Source organism: Amycolatopsis xylanica, assembly GCF_900107045.1.
Lineage (GTDB): Bacteria > Actinomycetota > Actinomycetes > Mycobacteriales > Pseudonocardiaceae > Amycolatopsis > Amycolatopsis xylanica.
Genome location: NZ_FNON01000001.1, coordinates 169,592 through 186,784, shown reverse-complemented (window position 1 = coordinate 186,784; position 17,193 = coordinate 169,592). Strand labels below are relative to the sequence as shown.

Sequence of the window (17,193 nt, the reverse complement as noted above, 5' to 3'; positions counted from 1 at the left end):
GCGCTCACGCCCCTGTCAGTATCACCTCCAACGCGGACGCGGTGTCCGGGAAACGGCCGAGCAGCGCGGCACCGGGCTTGACCGTTTCCCAGCCGCCCTCGCAGCCCAGCAGGTTCGCCAGCGCGTTGGTGGTCGCCGGATGCGCGGCCACCAACGCGACGCCGCTCGTCCCGGCACGCCGAGGCTCCGGGGCCGCCGCCGGTTCGGCGTGCCACGGCGGCACCCACTCGTCCAGCGCCGCGAGGCGGCCGGGGAACAACCGTCCGGCCTCGCGGATGAGCAGCGGCACGAGTTCGGCGCCGCGCTCGCGGAGCGTGGTGATCAGCGTGGGCAGCCACGGCAGCAGCACCGGGTCCGGGAGCTCGGCGAAGGCGTTCGACACCGCTTCGACGACGAAGTCGGCCAAGCCGGGCGCCGGTTCCAGTGCGTGCACGAACCCGCTCAGGTACCGCGGATAAGCGGGCAGTACCAACGGGTTCGCCAGCAGTTCGGCGCACCGCGCGCGCAGTTCCGCGCGGGAAAGCACGCCGAGCTGGACCTGTGCCGCCCACAGCAGCGCCACCTTCGACGGCTCGGCCGGATGCGACCCGGCGATGGCCAGCTCCAGCTGGGCGCGGTCGCAGCCGAGCGAGAGCGCCAGCGTCTCCATGCTGAAGAGGAAGCCCAGCATGGCCGCGACCTGGTCCACGGTCGCGTCCTCGTCGGTGAACGCGGTGGGCAGCAGGGTGCAGTAATGCGCGTACCCGGCCTTGACGAAGGACTCGATCCAAGCGGGCAGCACCGGCTCGCTGGTCCGGTAGTGCGCGAGCAGCCTGCGCACCCGGTGCAGCACTTCCGGTGCGCCGTCGACGGTGCGTTCGGTCGAGAGCACCTCGAGCGCGCGGGTGCCCAGCTCGTCCGCCAGCCGGGCGCCGCGCAGGTAGAGCGTCGCGTCTTCGACAGCCGCGAGCGCCTTCGCGGCGGTGGCTTGCGGGTGGTACGCCGCCCGGCGAAGACGTTGCTCCAGCACCTGTTCGATGCTGACACCCTCGTAGCCCAGCTCGATGAGCGAGCGCTGGTGGGTGCCCAGCGCCAGGTCCCACGACTCCTGGATCGGCCGCTCGCCGAGCCGCCGCTCCCCCATGATCGGCCGCGCCGCGCCGTGCGGCATCAGGTACCGCAGCATCCACAGCACGTCGGAGCAGCGTTCGAGCTCCGGCCGGGAGGCGATGTCGAGCAACGCCCGCTGCACGCCTCGCTGCTGGAGCTTCAAGTTCAGCGGAGCGAGCCTGTCGTGCACGTCGCGGGCCAGCGGCGGCAGCGCGTCGTAGCCGACCTGGCCGATCCGGTCGCCGCCCATCATGATCTCGACGATGCGGCGGACATCGCGCCTGCCCGGCACGGAGTCCTTCTCGATGCAGGTGACCGCCGCGTCCTGGAAGTCGTACGGCGTCGGCTTCGCCCGGTCGCGCAGGCCCGCCAGCAGGATCGAGGTCTCGAACACCGCGATCGCGTCGGCGGTCGAGGCCAGGTAGCCGTTGCGGCGGGCGGCCCGCACGACCTCGACCGACCAGCCCAGCAGCTCGGCCTCGTCCAAGGTGTCCAAAGTGGGCGGCCGCCGCAGGAACCCGGACAGGTGATCGGAGGCGACCAGCTCGGCGACGGGATCGGGCGACGCCGCAGGCGGCTTGCGCTTCTTCGCGCCGGTCTGGCCGGCCAGCTGAAACGGTTTCACCTTGGTGCGCTTGAGGTTCTTCGCCCACTCGGTCGCCGCGATCGACACCGAGCCCGCCGCCAGGCCGAACTGCGCCTCGATCGCCGCGTGGCTCGACGGGATCAGCCCGTACTGCCACGTGCTCGCCGAACGCGGGCTGATCGCGAACCCGGCCGAGCCGCCGACGCCGAACTCCGCGACCCGGCTGGCCGCGTGGAACGCGCCGCAGATGTACAGGCAGTCGGCGGGATCGGCGCCCGAGGCGGCCAAGTGCTCGCGCATCCTGGTCCACATATAGCGTTCGCGGTCCTCGTCGACGCGCACCCGGCCCGTGTCGCCGGGCGCGAGACGACGGAACAGGCTGCCGATCAGGAACATGACCTGGCGGTAGGTGTCGTGGTCGCTGTCGCCGAGCGGGAGTTCGACGTACTGATGCCACCACTCCGACCAGTGCCGCACCTTGCCGTGGCGGAGCAGATGCTCCTCCAGTTCGGCGAAGCGCGGGCGCAGGTCGCCGATCTCGACCCCGACCGCGTCGCCGTGCAGCGCGGCCTCCTCGTCCTCGGGTGGGGCGTCCGGCGGCTCCGGACGGTCCCACTGGAAGACGTGGTCGGCGGACCGGTCGACGAGCACCAGCTCGACGCCCGGGGTGTCCAGCGCGTAGGCGATCGCCTGGTACTCCGCCGAGGCCTCGGTGATCGGCGCGACCACCGACAACGGCGCCCACTCGGCGGGGAACCCGTCGACCTCGGTCGCGAAGGCCTGCACCGCCACCGGCAGCCTGCAGTTGCGCAGTTCGGTCAGCAGCGGCGCCATGTCCTCGCACAGCTCCAGGTAGACCACCTTCGGCTGTTTCTCCCGCAACCGCCGAGCCATCGCGATGGCCGAGGCGGGCGAATGATGGCAGACCGGGAAGATCTCCAGCGGCTCCCGCACGGCCCGGTCGACGTCGTCGACGAGGCCGAGCAGGATGCCCTCCAGCGCTCGCGGCCCGTCCGCGAAGGCAGCGGCCGCTTCCCGCAGCTCGCCACGCAACGCCTCGAAAGCGCCGCTCATGACAAGGTGGCGATCGCGTCGCGACCACCCTCCAGGAACTCCGGCCAGTCCCCGCCCTCGTCCTTGCTGCGTGGTTCGACCACGCCATGCAGGTACTTGTTGAAGATGGCCAGATCCTCCGGTTCGCGCCGGGCCAGCGAACCGACGAGCGAGGAGGCGAGCGTGCGGGCGGTCAGCGCGCGCTCGCCGAAGAAGTTGCTGTGCAGGATCGCGTCTTCGAGCACGCCGATCTGCTCCGCGGTGGAGAGCGCGGACTCCAGCTTCTCGTCGTCGCTGCCCGCCGAGACCGCGGCGGCACGCAGGTCGCCGAAGCTGCGCAGCAGCACGTCGAGCAGCGTCGGCGGCACGTCCAGCTCGATCTGGTGACGGCGCAGCAGTTCCTCGGTGCGGAAGCGGACGATCTCGGTCTCGCTCTTCTTGTTGGTCACCACCGGGATGCGGACGAAGTTGAAGCGCCGCTTGAGCGCGGACGACAGGTCGTTGACGCCCCGGTCGCGGCTGTTGGCGGTGGCGATGATCGAGAAGCCCGGCTTGGCGAAGACGATGCTGTCGCTGTCCAGCTCCGGCACCGAGATGTACTTCTCGGACAGGATCGAGATCAGCGCGTCCTGCACGTCGCTGGTGGAGCGGGTGAGCTCCTCGAAGCGCCCGATCGAACCGGCCTCCATCGCGGTCATGATCGGCGACGGGATCATCGACTCGCGGGACTGGCCCTTGGCGATGACCATCGACACGTTCCACGAGTACTTGATGTGGTCCTCGGTGGTGCCCGCCGTGCCCTGCACGACCAGCGTGGAGTTCCGTGAGATCGCGGCGGCGAGCAGCTCGGCGAGCCAGCTCTTGCCGGTGCCGGGGTCGCCGATCAGCAGCAGGCCGCGGTCGGAGGCGAGCGTGACGATGGCCCGCTCGACGATGCTGCGCTCGCCGAACCACTTCTGCGCGATCTCGCGGTCGAGCCAGTCGGCCCGCTCGGAGCCGAGGATGAACAGCCGCAGCATCTTCGGGGACAGGCGCCAGGCGAACGGCTTGGGGCCGTCGTCGACGGACTCGAGCCAGTCCAGCTCTTCGGCGTACTTGAGCTCGGCTGGTGCGCGCAACAGGTCGGACATGTCGTGCCTTTCAGGAAGTCAGGAAGGTCTTGAGTTCGTGGACGAGCTTGGTGATGTGGCCGGAGATCACCGGGGTGCCGAGGTCTTTGAACCGCTCGCGGAACCACGGGTTGACGCTGCCGCGCCCGGCGCTGGTGACCGAGCCGACCGGGATGAACTTCGCGCCCGACCGGTGGATCGCGGCCATGCTCTCGAACAGCTGCTCCACCCTGGTCTCGTAGAAGTCCGAGATCCACACGACCACGGTGTCACGCGGCTCGGCGATCTTCGGCTGGGTCAGCCCCATGGCGACCATGCCGTCGTTGCCGCCGCCGAGATTGGTGCGCAGCAACGTCTCGAACGGATCGTGCACCCACGGCGTGAGGTCGAGCGCCTGCGTGTCGTAGGCGATCAGGTGAACGTCCACTTTGGGCAGTCCGGCGAAGATGGAGGCCAGGATGGCGCAGTTGACCATCGAATCGACCATCGAGCCGGACTGGTCGATCACCGCGATCAGCCGCTGTGGCGTGGTCTTGCGCGCGGTGTGCCGGTAGTAGAGGCGGTCGACGTACAGCCGCTCCTCTTCCGGGCTCCAGTTGGTCAGGTTCTGCCAGATGGTGCGGTCGAGGTCGAGGTTGCGGAACACCCGCTTGGGCGGGACCGAGTGGTCAGGCGCGCCGACCGTCGCCTTCTCGACCTGGGTGCGCAGCACCTCGGCGACCTCGTCGACATAGCGGCGGATCAGGGACTTCGCGTTGGCCAGCGCCACTCCGGACAGGTTGTCCTTGTCGCGCAGCAATTGCTCGATCAGCGACATGCTCGGGGTGAGCTTCGCCGCGAGCGCGGGATCGGCGAGCACTTCCCGCAGCTGCATCCGGTTGACGAGGTCGGCCTCGATCTCGCCGATCTTCGGGAGCAGTGTGCTGAGGTCCGGTGTGGGATGCCCGGCGGCGGTGCCCTGCGTGCTGGGATTCGGGACGCCCGCCTCGCAGCCGAGCGCCCGCTTGAGCCAGGTCGCGTCGGCCTGCCAGCGTGACAGCTGCGCGGCGGTGACCGAGCCGGAGCCGGTGGCGAAGACGTTGAGCAGCACCTTCGAGGCCAGCGCGGCGCGGCGCACCTCGGCGGCCTTGTCCCGTTCTTCCCCGGGCTCCGGGAGCATCAGTCCGTCGAATTCGGCGGCCAGGTCCGGATACCGCTGCACGATGGAGTCGACGCCGGCGTAGGGGTCGAGCACCGCGGAGGGCAGGCCGATGTCCTCGACCACGGCGAGGCTCGCCGACTCGAGCGCGGCCTGCTCGTCGTTGTCGAACAGCCGGGAGAGCAGGCGCCAGTACAGCACCTGGCGGCGGTTGTCGTGTGATTCGGTCATGTCCGCAGCAGCTTTCCGGCTCGTTCGCGCAAGACGGCAGCGGCGTCGGTGGCGGCCTTCTCCGCCTTGACCCCGTTCTTGTCGGCCGTGCCACCCGCCCACGCCCCGGCGTGGAGTGCGGCGACCTTCTTGCGCACCACGGTTTCGACCGCCAGCGGCTGCAGGCGGAACGTGCCCGAGTCCCACCGCAGCAGGCCGATGCACGCGCCGGACTTCGCCACCGCTTCCGGCGTGAGCGGACCGGCGGCCGGGATACGGTCGACATCCACCGGCAGCCGGTGCCCGGCGACGCGGAACGCCGACTCGTCCTCGATGTCATATCCCTCAAGGAAAACCGGCACGGCGATGCTCGCCGGATGCCGGTCCAGCGGCGCCGTCGCCGGCATGGTCGCGGTGGCCAGCGCGACCCGCGCGGTGGCGAAGGCGTCGGCGGGCTCGCCCATGCGGGCATGCTCGTCGTTCCAGAGCAGGTCGCCCTCGAGCGTGATCGGCATGCCGTCGATGTCCATCGACCGGCCCTCGCTGACGGCCGCGAGCAGCGACAGGTGCGGACGCAGCAGCTGCCAGATCCCGGCGCCGATGATCGTGTCCGGCTTCGGCGCGGACACACTGGCCCGCACCAGCCGCGACGCGGAGCCGTCTGACGGCTCGAACACGGCGTGCACCTGCGCTTGCGCGGCGGTCGAATGCTCTTGCAGGTCAACACCCAGCGGCAGGAGACGGCCCGTCACGGTGCCCACCGGGGTGGCCGTGCCGGACAATGTCAGCACCATCGCCCGCGACCACAGATCACCCCAGCGCCGTGCCGGGAAACGGTCCAGCCGCGCACCGGGACACGACGCGGCGAGCTCGGCGGCGAACCCGTCGAGCAGAGCCGCCAGCCGTCGCAGCCCCGGCTCCGGGAGCAACGCCGAAATCACCGGCGCCGCACCGGAAACGAGGTCATGGTCGATGCCCTGCCATCCGGCACGCGCCAGATCGGTCAGCCACGATCGGGCGGCCGCGAGCAGATTCGGCGACTCGCCGGACGCGGTGACCACGGCGGTCTCCTCATCGAGCGGCCGCCCGATCGCCTCGGCGACCCAAGCCAGCAGCGCGTCGTGCACCGAGCCCGCCAGCGCGACACGCGCGGCGGCGAGCGCGAGAAGATGCTCCTCACCCGCGACCCCGGCCGCGGCCTTCTCGGCCGCTTCGGCGACCCGCCCGGCCAGCGGCGAACCGGCCATGGCGTCGGCCAGCTGGGTCAAGCAGGCGATCTGGGCCTGCTGCGGCCGGAGCAGCCCGGACACCAGCGCGCGGTCGACGGCGTCGACGACGGCCAGCGCCTCGTCGAGCCCCGCGACGGGTTCGGTGAACAGATCGGCCAGCATCAGACCACCGCCCTGGTCGGAGGAAACCACTGCATCTCCGGCACCGGCGCGGTCGACGGGGCCAGTTCCAAATAGGCCAGATGCCGAAGGAACCGGCTGAACACGGCCGCGGCGGCGCCTCTGTCCCCTTGGGACGGACGCGTGTCCACCATGGCGCCGCTGATCGCCGGGGCGCTCAGCTCATCCGGCTCCACCCGCAGATACCGCGCGACCCGCTCGGCGCCGTACTGCAGCACCGCCTCGGTGATCAGCGCGAGAATATGGTTGCAGAACGACCCGCGCGCGCCACCACACGGCCGGTTGTTGTTGGTGCTGCAGGCGAACTCGAACGTCCCCGCGAGCACCGACGAGACGTACACCCGCCCGATGTCGGACCCGCTGGACACCACACCCTGCACCCGCCCGTCGGCCAGCTCGACGAACGGGACCTTGGCGAGCTTGCGCGGCGACGCGGGCGGCAGCACCCGGGCCAAGCTCGAACTTTCCCAGTCAGACAACGTACTTTCTCCTTGCGGCGACACCTCGGCGGGGACAACACAGAACCTAGCGGCAGGCACCGACAGTTTTGGCCCGCACACCCGCGGACCTCACGGGCGGGCGCGCGCGAAGTGGTAACTCCGCTGCATCCAACGGAGCGGAGTCACCACTCGCGCATGGCCTTTCGGACCTGAACGAGGGGCTCCCCAGCCGCGTTCAATGCAGCGGGGGAACCTCTCGCAGGTCGTGAGTGTTCCGGCCGGTTCTCTTGAGGGGCAGGTCCGGGGCTGGTCGGTGTGGAGTTCCTTGGCCGGGTTCGAGGTGGGTGCGCGGTGAAGCGAGGGTGCCCTTGAGTGCGTAGCAAGCACTCGGGGGTCCCCTCGCTGCGTGACCAAGCTCGGATCAGAGTTGTGTCGGCGCGAGTGGTAACTCTGCTGCGTCTAACGGAGCAGAGTTACCACTCGTGCACGCTTTTCAGGCGTGAGCGAGGGGATCCCCTGCTCCGTTGGGTGCAGCAGGGGATCCCCTCGCTCACGCCCCCGCTGACCAGCGGGAGTTCGCGGCCGCGTGGCCCGTACCTGATCGGACGACACACGTACACAGACGGACGACACGCGTACCTGGACGGACGACACGACACCTGTGTGGACCCTCAGTGCGCCAACGGTTTCAGGCGGATTCGGCGAGGGTTTCGCGGGCGACGAGGACGCCGCCGACGAAGGCCACCGGCATCACGATGATCGCCGCGAGCGGGATCGCGCAGAGCAGTGAGGCGGGCAGGCCGAGGCCGAGTGCGAGCGCGCGGCGCTTGCGCAGCAGGACCGCGCGCTGCTTCAGGTCCATCCCGCGCCGGTAGAACGGGACGGCGATCAGCTCGAGCGCCAGGAACCAGGCGGTCACCAGCGCCAGCAGGACCGGGACCACGGTCTGGCCCACGACCGGGATGAACCCGGCGAGCAGCAGCGGGATGGTGAACAGCAGCGAACGCAACACCAGGAGCAGGCCGTCACGCAGGCCCATGCCCAGCAGCCGCCACCAGGGCAGGTCCACCGCGCCGGGCACGCCACCGAGGTCGTCCTCGACCTTTTCCGCGATGTGCTCGTAGAAGGGGCCGCCGACGGCGAGGGTGAGCGCCGAGAAGCCGATCATGCCGATGGCGAGCGCCGCCGCGAAGACCGCGACGCCGACCGTGACCCTGATCGTCGCCTGCCAGCCTGCCGACCAGCTGTCCGCGAACGGGGTGGCCCATGCGGCCAGGTCGTCGATCGAGTAGGCCAGCGCGACCAGGCCGCCGAGCAGCAGCAGGGTGGTCAGCACCGCGGGCAGCGCACCGATCAGCAGCAGCCGGGGTGACCGGAGCAGGATGCCCAGGCCTTGCCCGAACATCCGGAGGCCCTTGGCGAAGTCGCGCATGCGGCTATTTCTATCTCAGCGGTCCGACACTCAGCCAACCGCAGTCTCGTGGACATAGGCCCAGCCGCCTGGGCGCAGCAGCGCGCTGACCCGGCGTGCCGTCCGCTGCTCCCCCAGCACGTGCGTCTCGAGGAAGCGCACCAGGACGGCGTCGTCGAGCCGGGCGACGATGACGACTTCGGCGATCTCGATGCGCAGTCCGGGCTGGGCGTTGGCCGCGCCGGCCAGCGCCGTGAGCAGCGCTTCCCGGTCCAGAACCTCGCCGGAGACGGTGACCAGCATGAAGTCGGCCGTGTGGGCGGCGCGCAGGTCGGCCAGCACGCTGTCCTCGGCCCGTGAGCCGAGCCAGGCGGCGAGCAGGTCGTGCTGGCGGACCACCTCGGCCTCGATCCGATCTTCCATGCCCCACCTTTTGGTTCGATCAAGATGCCTGTCAATGGTACTGGCCAGCAGACCATAGCCCTGCCCAGACTGGGCCCATGACACGGACGATCACCGACCTGGACCGCTGGATCCGCGGCGAGTTCACCGGACTCAACACCAAGCTCGAAGAGATCTACTTCGCCGAAAAGACGCTCGTCCTGCGCGGCCGGGCCGAGGTGGACGATCTGACGACCACGCTCGTACGCGACGGCGGCGCGCTGATCGGCAAGATCACCGAACAACGGCAGCTGCCGGAGCACGCGGACGCGCGCTACGAGCTGCTCGGGATGGTCGGTTTCTACCTCGCCGCCTGCCGCCGCCACGAGGTCGAGCCCGACCAGGCACAGTTCGCGCCGCTCGCGCTCGCGCTGGGGGCGTCGCTCGGGGTCGCGCCGCGGTTCGCGGCTTCGCACCAGAACATCCGCAACCGGGCCGTCGGCGGGGCGTTCGCCACCTTCACCACCCTGGACAGCGAACGTATTTTCCTGCTGTACAACGGACTTTCCGTGATGGCGTACCGCCGCGCCACGCACGCGCTGCTCAGCGTGCCCGCGCTGGGTGTCTCGAATCCGCTGGCCACCTATCACCTGACCGACGCGGTGGCCGCGTTGCGCGACGTCCTGCGCTTCAGCCAGGCACTGGCGAACGAACTCGACAAGGACCGGTTCTTCTACAACATCCGGCCCTACTTCAAAAGCTATCGCGTCGGCTCGCAGGAATTCCGCGGCGTGAACGCGGGCGACTTCGCCGCGGTCAACGCGATCGACGTGCTGCTCGGCCTCTGCTCACCCCACGACCCCTTCTACCAAGGGGTGATCACCGAGAAATACCCCTACGTCGCACCAGAAGACCAGGAGCTACTGCGGTCGCTGGTGACCACCGAGTCCTTAATGGACATGGCCGTGCGCGAACTCGAAGCCGGTCCGCCGCCTGCGTCGCTGCACGGGAACGCCGAGCTGCTGCTCGACGCCTGCCGTGGGCACGGCGCCGCGACCGTCTTCCACCACAACAAGCTGGTGGCGCCGTTCCTGCGGGAACCCGCGGGCTACGCCCCGCCGGAAGACCAAGCCGACATGACGACCAGCGGATCGCCGCTGGACGCCGTGATCGAGGCGCTGGCGCGCCTGCGCGACCTGCGTGCGGCGCACGATCGCCCGGGCGTCGTGACCGCCCGGTCCACGCTCGACCGGGTCCGCGCCCTGCTCAGCGCCGGAGATCGCTGACCGTACTTCTACCTACACCGCCGCTGAAGTCGGTGAACCGGTCCGATTCGTTCGCGTTGCCGAACTCCGTCTGGGGTAATGTGCCTCAGTCCGACCGGCGAATTTGACCACGTGAGGTGCCATGACTGTCCGGCGGTATCGGGTGGCGATCGGACTGATCGTGCTCTTGGCGTGCCTGGTGGTCCTGAACGGGTTCGCGTTCTGGGGCGACACCTTCGCCCAGTGGGTCGACGACGCGCTGCAGCTGAGCACCGGGCTGTCCGCTGTGGTCTGCGGCTGGATCGCGGCGCGGCGGGTCCGCGGCACGCAGCGCTGGTGGCGGCTGCTGATCGTGTTCGGCATGGCGGGCTGGTCGGTCGGCCAGTTCATCTGGTCCTGGTATCAGCTGGTCGACGACCGGGGCCTGCCCTCACCGTCGATGGCGGACGTCGGCTACCTCACCTTCCCGGTGTTCGCGATCGCGGCGCTGGTCGTGCTCGCGAGATCGAAGGAACGGCCGCATTCCGAACGCCGCCAGCTGTCGCAGTGGACCGCGCATTTCGGGATGACCGTGGTGCTCGACGGGCTGGTGGTGACCGGCTCGATGTTCGTGCTGATCTGGACAGCGGCGCTCGGCCAGCTGGTCCATTCCACCGGCCCCGACGCGCTGGCGTGGGCGGTGGCCATCTCCTACCCGCTCTCGGACCTGGTGCTGGTCGTCATGGCGGTGCTGCTGGTCGTGTTCGACCGGGTGGACCGGCCCTACCGCGCGAACCTGCTGCTGCTCGCCGCCGGGATCGTCGCGCTCGCCTGTTCCGACGCGGTGTTCGCCTATCTCGTCAGCATCGGCGCGCAGAGCATGAAGCCCTGGTCGGACGCCGGTTTCGTGCTCGGGCCGCTGTTCATCGCGTACGCGGTGCTGGCGTCACCCGGCCGCCGCCGCGATGAGGAAGAGGACGAGGCAGGCGTCGACTGGTGGCAGGTCGCGCTGCCCTACCTGCCGGTGACCGCGGTCGCTCTGCTGATCACCGGGCAGCTGGTGTTCGGCGACGGGCCGGACGACGTCGAGGTGTACGTCGGGCTGCTGATCGTCTTCCTCGTGCTGGCGCGGCAGCTGCTCTCGCTGCTTGACAACCGGCTGCTGCTGGTCCGGGTTTACGAAGGCCAGCGCCAGCTCGCGCACCAGGCGTTCCACGACCCGTTGACCGGGCTCGCCAACCGCGCGCTGTTCGCCGACCGGCTCGACCGTGCCGTCGCCGAACAGCCGCGTGCCGAGGGCGCGCTGGTGCTGATCTTCGTCGACCTCGACGACTTCAAGGAGGTCAACGACCGGTTCGGGCACGCGGGCGGCGACCTGCTGCTGCACGAGGTCGGCCAGCGCCTGCTCGGCTGCGTCCGGTCGACCGACACGGTCGCCCGGCTCGGCGGCGACGAGTTCGCGATCCTGCTCGAAGGCGAGGTCGACGCGCCGGAGGCCGTCGCGGAGCGGATCCGCGGCGCGCTGCGGCGGCCGTTCGCGGTGCACGGGACGCTGGTCGCGGTCCGCGCGAGCATGGGACTGGTCGTCCCGGATCCCGGCGAGCCGCTGATCACCTCCGACGTGCTGCTCGGGCGGGCGGACACGTCGATGTACGCGGGCAAGCGGCTCGGCAAGGACACCACGGTCGTCTACCGCCCCTCCTCCGACGGTCCCCCCGACTTCCCTGCCGCGATGCGCCAGGCACGCGGCGGCACCCCGGCGGGCTTCACCCTCGCGTTCCAGCCGATCGTGCTGCTCGCGGACGAGGCGCCGGTGGCCGTCGAGGCGCTCGCGCGCTGGACCGCCCCGGACGGCACCGAGGTCGCGCCGGACACCTTCGTCCGCGCCGCCGAGGCCGCCGGTCTCGGCGCCGAGCTGGACGCGCTCGTCCTCGACCTCGCCTGCCGCGAGATCACCGCTCTCGAACCCGGGTTGTCGGTGCACGTCAACGTCGGCGCGAGCAGGCTCGGGACGGCTTCGCTCGAGCAGAGCATCCGCGACGCCTTGCATCGCTACCGTCTCCCGGCGTACCGGCTGGTCGTGGAGATCACCGAGACGGTGCCGATCCTCGACCTGACCTCGGCCGCCGAGGCGATCTGGCGGCTGCGCGCGCTCGGCGTCCGCGTCGCGCTCGACGACTTCGGGGCCGGCTACAGCTCGCTGACCTGGCTGCACTCACTGCCCGTCGACCTGATCAAGCTGGACCGGGCGCTCACCACGGGCATCCAGCCCGCCCGCGACGCGGCCCTGTGCCGTTCGCTGGTCGGGTTGTGCGCGGACCTGGAGCTGGCCGTGGTCGCGGAGGGCATCGAGACCGCCGAACAGGCCGAGCTGATCACCCGCGCGGGCTGCACGATGGCACAGGGGTACCGCTTCGGACGCCCGGCGCCCCTGAGCGACCTGGGGCTCTCCGGCGCCGTTTTGCCTGGTTAGAAGGGGTCGTGCGCGTTGCGGGCGGTTCTAACCGCCCGCAACGCGCACGACTCATTCGGCTTGGACGCCCGGCGGCAGCACGCCGAAGATGGTCGCGGTCGAGCCCGCACCACGCCGGTGGATCGGCCCGCCCGCCAGCACCCAGGCGCCAGTGGCCGGCAGCGCGCGCAGGTTCGCCAGGATCTCCAGGCTGATCCGGTGCCGCTGGTAGACGAGCTTGGACACGGTGTAGGTCTCGTCGGTGCCGACGTCCGGGCTGAACGTGTCGGTGCCCGTGCCACCACGGAGGCCGATGCGGCCGGTGTCGATGAGCCACTTGACCGCCGGGATCGAGAAACCGGGCTGGTGGATGCCGCCGTTGGCGTCGAGGTTGGGGAACGCCGGCGTGCCCCACTTGGCGTCCCAGCCGGTCCACAGGATGACCATCGCGCCGTCCGGGATGCGGCCGTGCTTGCGTTCCCACGCCTTCAGGTCGTCGATCGTCACCGCGTAGTCGGCGTTGTGCGCCGCCTTCGCGCGGATGTCGATCTTGACGGCCGGCCGGAACAGGTCGGCGGGGTCCATCTCGTCGGCGAGCGGCTCGCCGGTGTTGAAGTGGCCTGGCGCGCCCCAGTGCGTCCCCGTGTGCTCGCCCTCGCGGACGAACTGCAGGTAGTAGCCGTCACGCGGGATCGTGGCGATGGTCTCCAGCGTGAACGCCGGGTCGCCGGGGAACACGTTCGTCGTGGCCGGGTCGTTGACGTGCGACAGGTTGACCAGGTTCAGCTGGTCGAGCCGGACGGGCAAGGCCGCGGTCTCCGTGGCCTCGGCGGTGCGCCCGGCCGTCATCGCGCCGAACAACCCCGCCACCCCGGCGGCCAGCACTCTTCGCCTCATCGGCATGCGATCACCTTTCGAACCAGCCCGCCGCGCGGCGGGCTTGGACGGTGATATCACCCGGCTGCCCTCTTGCCCAAGGCTTTGCGGGCCATCACACGGCGAGACACGGCGATTCGGAGTAACGCGCTGCCCCATCTGCGAAGGGGTACTACCGAGCGGGCACCGGGACCGGCTCGGCGGGGTCGTGGCCGAGTTTGAGACGGGCGCCGCCGTCGGGGAAGGTCTCCGCCCAGAACCGGTCATCCCGCTCGCAGGCGCCGCCGACATCCGACGCGATGGTCCGCGCGGTCGCCGATTCCGCTTGCGGCGCACCGAAAGTGACGTCGATCGGCGGCAGGTCCGCGCAGAGCACGCCGTCGACGTAATACCCGATGAACGAGCCGGGCGTGTTGTTGAGATCGCCCGAAGCCGCGTCGATCTTCCAGGCGCCGATCGCGATCGGATCCCGTGCCGGTTCGACGGACGCGTCACGGAACGTGCCACGCCACGTGGTCTTGCCGCCGTCGGGCTCGTCACGCGCGACGGTCAGCTCGTACCGGTGCCCTCGCTCGACCGGCAGCCCGGTGAGTTCGCAGGTCGCGCCGTCGACGCCATCGGTGCCGGTCCGGCAGGTCTCCGGGGCGGCCGGTTCCACGCCGGGGCCGAAGATGGAGAACAACACGTGCATCGTGCCGTCCGGGTACGGCTGCAGCGCGAGGTAGGCCCAGTCGTCACGGGCGAGGAAGCCGAAGTGCCTGGCGAACCGGTAGCCGCCGCCCGCGGGGAAGGCGGTCAGCGTGATCGGCAGCGTCATCGACCGCCAGCCGGCCACCTGCGGGGTCGCCGTGCTGACCAGCGAGCTTTGCGTGCCGGCGAGCCCGCCGGGCGTCCCGCGCACCGGCACCGGGACGCGGCCGGGCACCACCGAGGCGGGGTCGAGGTTCGCGGCGGTGAGCGCCAGCTCCAGCGTGATCCTGGGCAGCCGTGGCGAACCGGGCCGCAGCCGCACGGTCAGGTTTCCGGTCACGTCGGCGGGGATCTCCTTGATCTGACAGGAGAACTTGCCGCCCTGCGGCGCGAGTTCCGCGGTGCACGTCCACCGATCCGACGCGGCGGTCAGCGAGGCCAGTTCGCCGGTCAGCGTCCCCGTCACCTGGACGTCGGCGGCGGTCGCGGGCCCGTCGTTGCGCAGGCTCAGGTCGACGGCCGTGTCCACGCCGGTGCCGTGCACCTCGCGCTGCGCCGTGCTCAGCCGCAGGATGGCGGTCCCGTCGGCGTGCGCGGGCGGCGCGACCGTCCACAGCAGACAGGACAGGCCGATGACCGCGAGCTTCCTTGCCGACCTGGGCACGGCCGGACCTCCCTCGACGCGGGGCTGTTCGATCAAGGTCGACTATTACCCGCACGCGCGGGCCACGGCGCGGCATGTCCGTCGTGTGAGTGACCCCGTACCCCGGGCGGACCGATGGGGCGGACCTGTGTTCCCCTCCGGGTGGGCGCCCGCGCGGGCACTCCCGCGAACCGCCTCCGCCGGTGCATGGTGGTCAGGTGCTGAACATGATCCAGAGCGCCGCCACCGACACCGTGACCGTCGTGCTGGCCGACGAGCAGCCGGTGGTCCGCAGTGGCCTGCGCGTGCTGCTCTCGGCCATCGACGAGGTCGGCGTCGCGGGTGAGGCCGGCACGGCGCAGCAGGCACTGCGGGAAACGCTCCTGCACCGCCCCGACGTGCTGGTGCTGGATCTGCGGCTCGGGATCGGCGTGGTGCACGAGGTGCGGCGGCGCTCGCCGGGCACGGCGGTGCTCGTGTTCACCACGATCGACGACGACGAAGCGATCTTCGGCGCGTTGTGCGCCGGTGTCCGCGGCTATCTGTTGAAGGGCACCGAACCGGACGACCTCGTGCAGGCCGTGCGCAGTGTCTGCGCCGGCGCGGCGATCCTCGCCCCTTCGATCGCCGCGCGGATCGGCGAACTGCTGTCCCGCCGGATCGGGCCGCCCAGCGTGCCCGGGCTGACGGCCAGGGAGCACGAGGTGCTCACGTTGATGGCCGGCGGGCTGCGCAACTCGGAGATCGCGATGCGGCTGCGGCTCGCGTCGAAGACGGTGAGCAATCACATCTCGGCCATTTTCGCCAAGCTGGGTGTGAAAGACCGGACCGCGGCGGTCATCGTGGCGCGCGAAGCGGGCCTGGGTAAAGGTCAGCTCGCCTCGGTGAGATAGCGGGCCTGCGAGGGCGTCACGATCTCGGGCCGCACCGGGGTTTCGCCGCGCAGGTGGTCCCGCAAAGCCCGGTGGGTCATCGGAAGCGTGCCCGCGACGACGGCGAGCTTGGCTCGCGGCGGACTGGCGGCGAGCATCGCGAGACGCGCCGCCGGGCGGACGGCCACGTCGACGGCACGGAACTGGTCGAAGCCGCCGAGCTCGCGCATCCACTTCGGCAGGCTGGCGATCGTGAGCGGGGCCATCAGCCTGCTCATCGCCCACAGCCGCACTTTGCCTTGCGCACGCGGGGTGCGCAGCAGATAGTGCATTCCCTCGCGGGCGCGCTCGGTCACGCACAGGGTCGGGCGGACGGCCGCGAAGTAGTCGCGCACCGCGTCACGGGAAGCCGGCACATCCGACGGCTTGCAAGTCTGGAGTTCCGCGGCGACGACGCAGTCCGCCCAGTAGCGGGCCTCCTCCGCCGGGGACAGCGGGCCGGGCCCGTACAGCTCGTAGCACTTGAGCACCGAATGCCAGCCGGTCACGTGGATCCACAGCTGGGATTTCGGGTTGTTGGCGCTGTAGCGCTTGCCGGTGACCGGCTCGATGCCGGTCGCTTCGGCGTGCACCTTCATCAGGTGCTCGGACAGCGCGAGCACCGTGGGACTGTCGGCCACCGCGACCGTCAGGAAGTACGCCAGCGTGCGGTCGAGCCGCCCGACCGGATCGGTGTAGATGCCGCGCAGGTCGGCGACGGCCGCGGTGAGGAACGGGTCGAAATGCTCGAGCACCACGGATCGCTGGAAGCCGATCAGCGCGGTGGGCGCTGTCCACACCTTCCACGTCGGCGAGTCCGGTCCGAAGAAGCCATAGTCCTGGCGGGTCATCGCGACTCCTCTGAATTACTACGGTTGAGTAGTAATATGCTACGCTGGAGTAGCTTTGTCCATAGGGAGGCGGGATTGACCAGCAAAAGGCGCGTCTACGCGGCGAGAGTGCCCGCCGGGCAACGCCGGACCGAACTGCTCGACGCCGCGCTGTCGCTGGTGGTCACCGCCGGGCACAGCGCGGTGACGATGGAGGCGGTCGCCGAGCGCGCGGGCGTCACGAAACCGGTCGTATACGGCGTTTTCGACAATCGGGCCGCCTTGCTGAGCGCGTTGCTGCGCCGAGAGCAGGAACAAGCCTTACGCCAAGTGCTCGAAATAATGCCGGACGATCTCACCGCGCCGGACCTGTTACCTCAACTGCTGCGCGATTTTCTCGACGTGGTCGCCGCCTCGCCCGACCGCTGGCGTTGCGTCGTCATGCCGATGCCGGACCTGCCCGCGCAGTTCCACGCCGCGCGCGAGGCGGCCCGCGCGCTCACACTCGCACGCGCGCAAGACTTCGCGCGCGCGACGTTCCACTGGCTCGATCCCGAAATCGCCGCGCACACGATGGTCACGCTCGCCGAAATGGCCGCCAGGCTCGTCCTCACCGATCCGGCGCACTTCCGGCCAGACCGGTTCGTCGAAGCGCTGAACGCGCTGACCGCCTCGCGAGTCCACTGAGGACGGTTGGCCGCCGGAACAATACTCATGGCGG

At 70.3% G+C, this 17,193-nt stretch carries 14 protein-coding genes; 4 read left to right on the top strand and 10 right to left on the bottom strand.

All coding sequences use genetic code 11. The annotated features are described in order from the left end of the window. Positions 1–4 precede the first annotated feature (4 nt). The 7 genes from BLV57_RS00785 to BLV57_RS00755 all read right to left on the bottom strand — a co-directional run bounded on the left by BLV57_RS00785 (position 5) and on the right by BLV57_RS00755 (position 8,868). Positions 5–2,749 carry a DUF5682 family protein gene (locus tag BLV57_RS00785; RefSeq protein ID WP_091285300.1) on the bottom strand — a complete coding sequence of 915 codons (2,745 nt, stop codon included), beginning with the start codon at positions 2,747–2,749 and terminating at the stop codon, positions 5–7. Then, positions 2,746–3,858: an ATP-binding protein gene (locus BLV57_RS00780; protein WP_091285297.1), complete on the bottom strand. Its 1,113-nt coding sequence runs from the start codon at positions 3,856–3,858 to the stop codon at positions 2,746–2,748. Before BLV57_RS00780 ends, BLV57_RS00785 begins: the two co-directional genes overlap by 4 nt. 10 nt (positions 3,859–3,868) lie before the next feature. Continuing rightward, a complete protein-coding gene (locus tag BLV57_RS00775) occupies positions 3,869–5,206 on the bottom strand; it encodes a VWA domain-containing protein (RefSeq protein ID WP_091285295.1) in 1,338 nt (445 codons plus the stop codon). After that, on the bottom strand, positions 5,203–6,576 hold the full coding sequence (locus tag BLV57_RS00770) for a hypothetical protein (protein ID WP_245757082.1): 1,374 nt from the start codon (positions 6,574–6,576) through the stop codon (positions 5,203–5,205). The genes BLV57_RS00775 and BLV57_RS00770 overlap by 4 nt, the downstream gene beginning before the upstream one ends. Continuing rightward, the gene (locus BLV57_RS00765) at positions 6,576–7,073 is read right to left on the bottom strand and encodes a hypothetical protein (RefSeq protein WP_091285290.1); all 498 of its coding nucleotides are present in this window, start codon (positions 7,071–7,073) and stop codon (positions 6,576–6,578) included. The genes BLV57_RS00770 and BLV57_RS00765 overlap by 1 nt, the downstream gene beginning before the upstream one ends. A 649-nt stretch (positions 7,074–7,722) precedes the next feature. Beyond that, positions 7,723–8,466: an EI24 domain-containing protein gene (locus BLV57_RS00760; RefSeq protein WP_091285287.1), complete on the bottom strand. Its 744-nt coding sequence runs from the start codon at positions 8,464–8,466 to the stop codon at positions 7,723–7,725. Between the two features lie 30 nt (positions 8,467–8,496). Next, entirely contained in the window at positions 8,497–8,868 is a 372-nt protein-coding gene (locus BLV57_RS00755) for a DUF4440 domain-containing protein (RefSeq protein ID WP_091285286.1), read from the bottom strand. A 77-nt stretch (positions 8,869–8,945) separates the two neighbouring features. Here BLV57_RS00755 and BLV57_RS00750 point away from each other — a divergent pair, with 77 nt between their 5' ends. Both BLV57_RS00750 and BLV57_RS00745 read left to right on the top strand, forming a co-directional pair. Then, a complete protein-coding gene (locus BLV57_RS00750) occupies positions 8,946–10,112 on the top strand; it encodes a monodechloroaminopyrrolnitrin synthase PrnB family protein (RefSeq protein ID WP_091285283.1) in 1,167 nt (388 codons plus the stop codon). A gap of 121 nt (positions 10,113–10,233) precedes the next feature. Next, a complete protein-coding gene (locus BLV57_RS00745; protein ID WP_245757081.1) occupies positions 10,234–12,543 on the top strand; it encodes a putative bifunctional diguanylate cyclase/phosphodiesterase in 2,310 nt (769 codons plus the stop codon). A 51-nt stretch (positions 12,544–12,594) separates the two neighbouring features. Here the strand turns inward: BLV57_RS00745 and BLV57_RS00740 are convergent, their stop codons facing one another. Further along, positions 12,595–13,425, bottom strand: coding sequence for a cyclase family protein (locus tag BLV57_RS00740; RefSeq protein ID WP_091285280.1), 831 nt, complete (start codon positions 13,423–13,425; stop codon positions 12,595–12,597). Positions 13,426–13,570: 145 nt separating this feature from the next. Further along, on the bottom strand, positions 13,571–14,752 hold the full coding sequence (locus BLV57_RS00735; protein ID WP_091285278.1) for a hypothetical protein: 1,182 nt from the start codon (positions 14,750–14,752) through the stop codon (positions 13,571–13,573). A gap of 206 nt (positions 14,753–14,958) precedes the next feature. Here BLV57_RS00735 and BLV57_RS00730 point away from each other — a divergent pair, with 206 nt between their 5' ends. Beyond that, positions 14,959–15,624: a LuxR C-terminal-related transcriptional regulator gene (locus BLV57_RS00730; RefSeq protein WP_091287788.1), complete on the top strand. Its 666-nt coding sequence runs from the start codon at positions 14,959–14,961 to the stop codon at positions 15,622–15,624. Here BLV57_RS00730 and BLV57_RS00725 read toward each other — a convergent pair. Next, the gene (locus BLV57_RS00725; RefSeq protein WP_091285277.1) at positions 15,603–16,493 is read right to left on the bottom strand and encodes an oxygenase MpaB family protein; all 891 of its coding nucleotides are present in this window, start codon (positions 16,491–16,493) and stop codon (positions 15,603–15,605) included. The genes BLV57_RS00730 and BLV57_RS00725 overlap by 22 nt on opposite strands. 75 nt (positions 16,494–16,568) lie before the next feature. Between BLV57_RS00725 and BLV57_RS00720 the strand changes: the two genes are divergently transcribed. Further along, entirely contained in the window at positions 16,569–17,159 is a 591-nt protein-coding gene (locus BLV57_RS00720) for a TetR/AcrR family transcriptional regulator (protein ID WP_245757080.1), read from the top strand. The last annotated feature ends 34 nt before the right edge of the window (positions 17,160–17,193 follow it).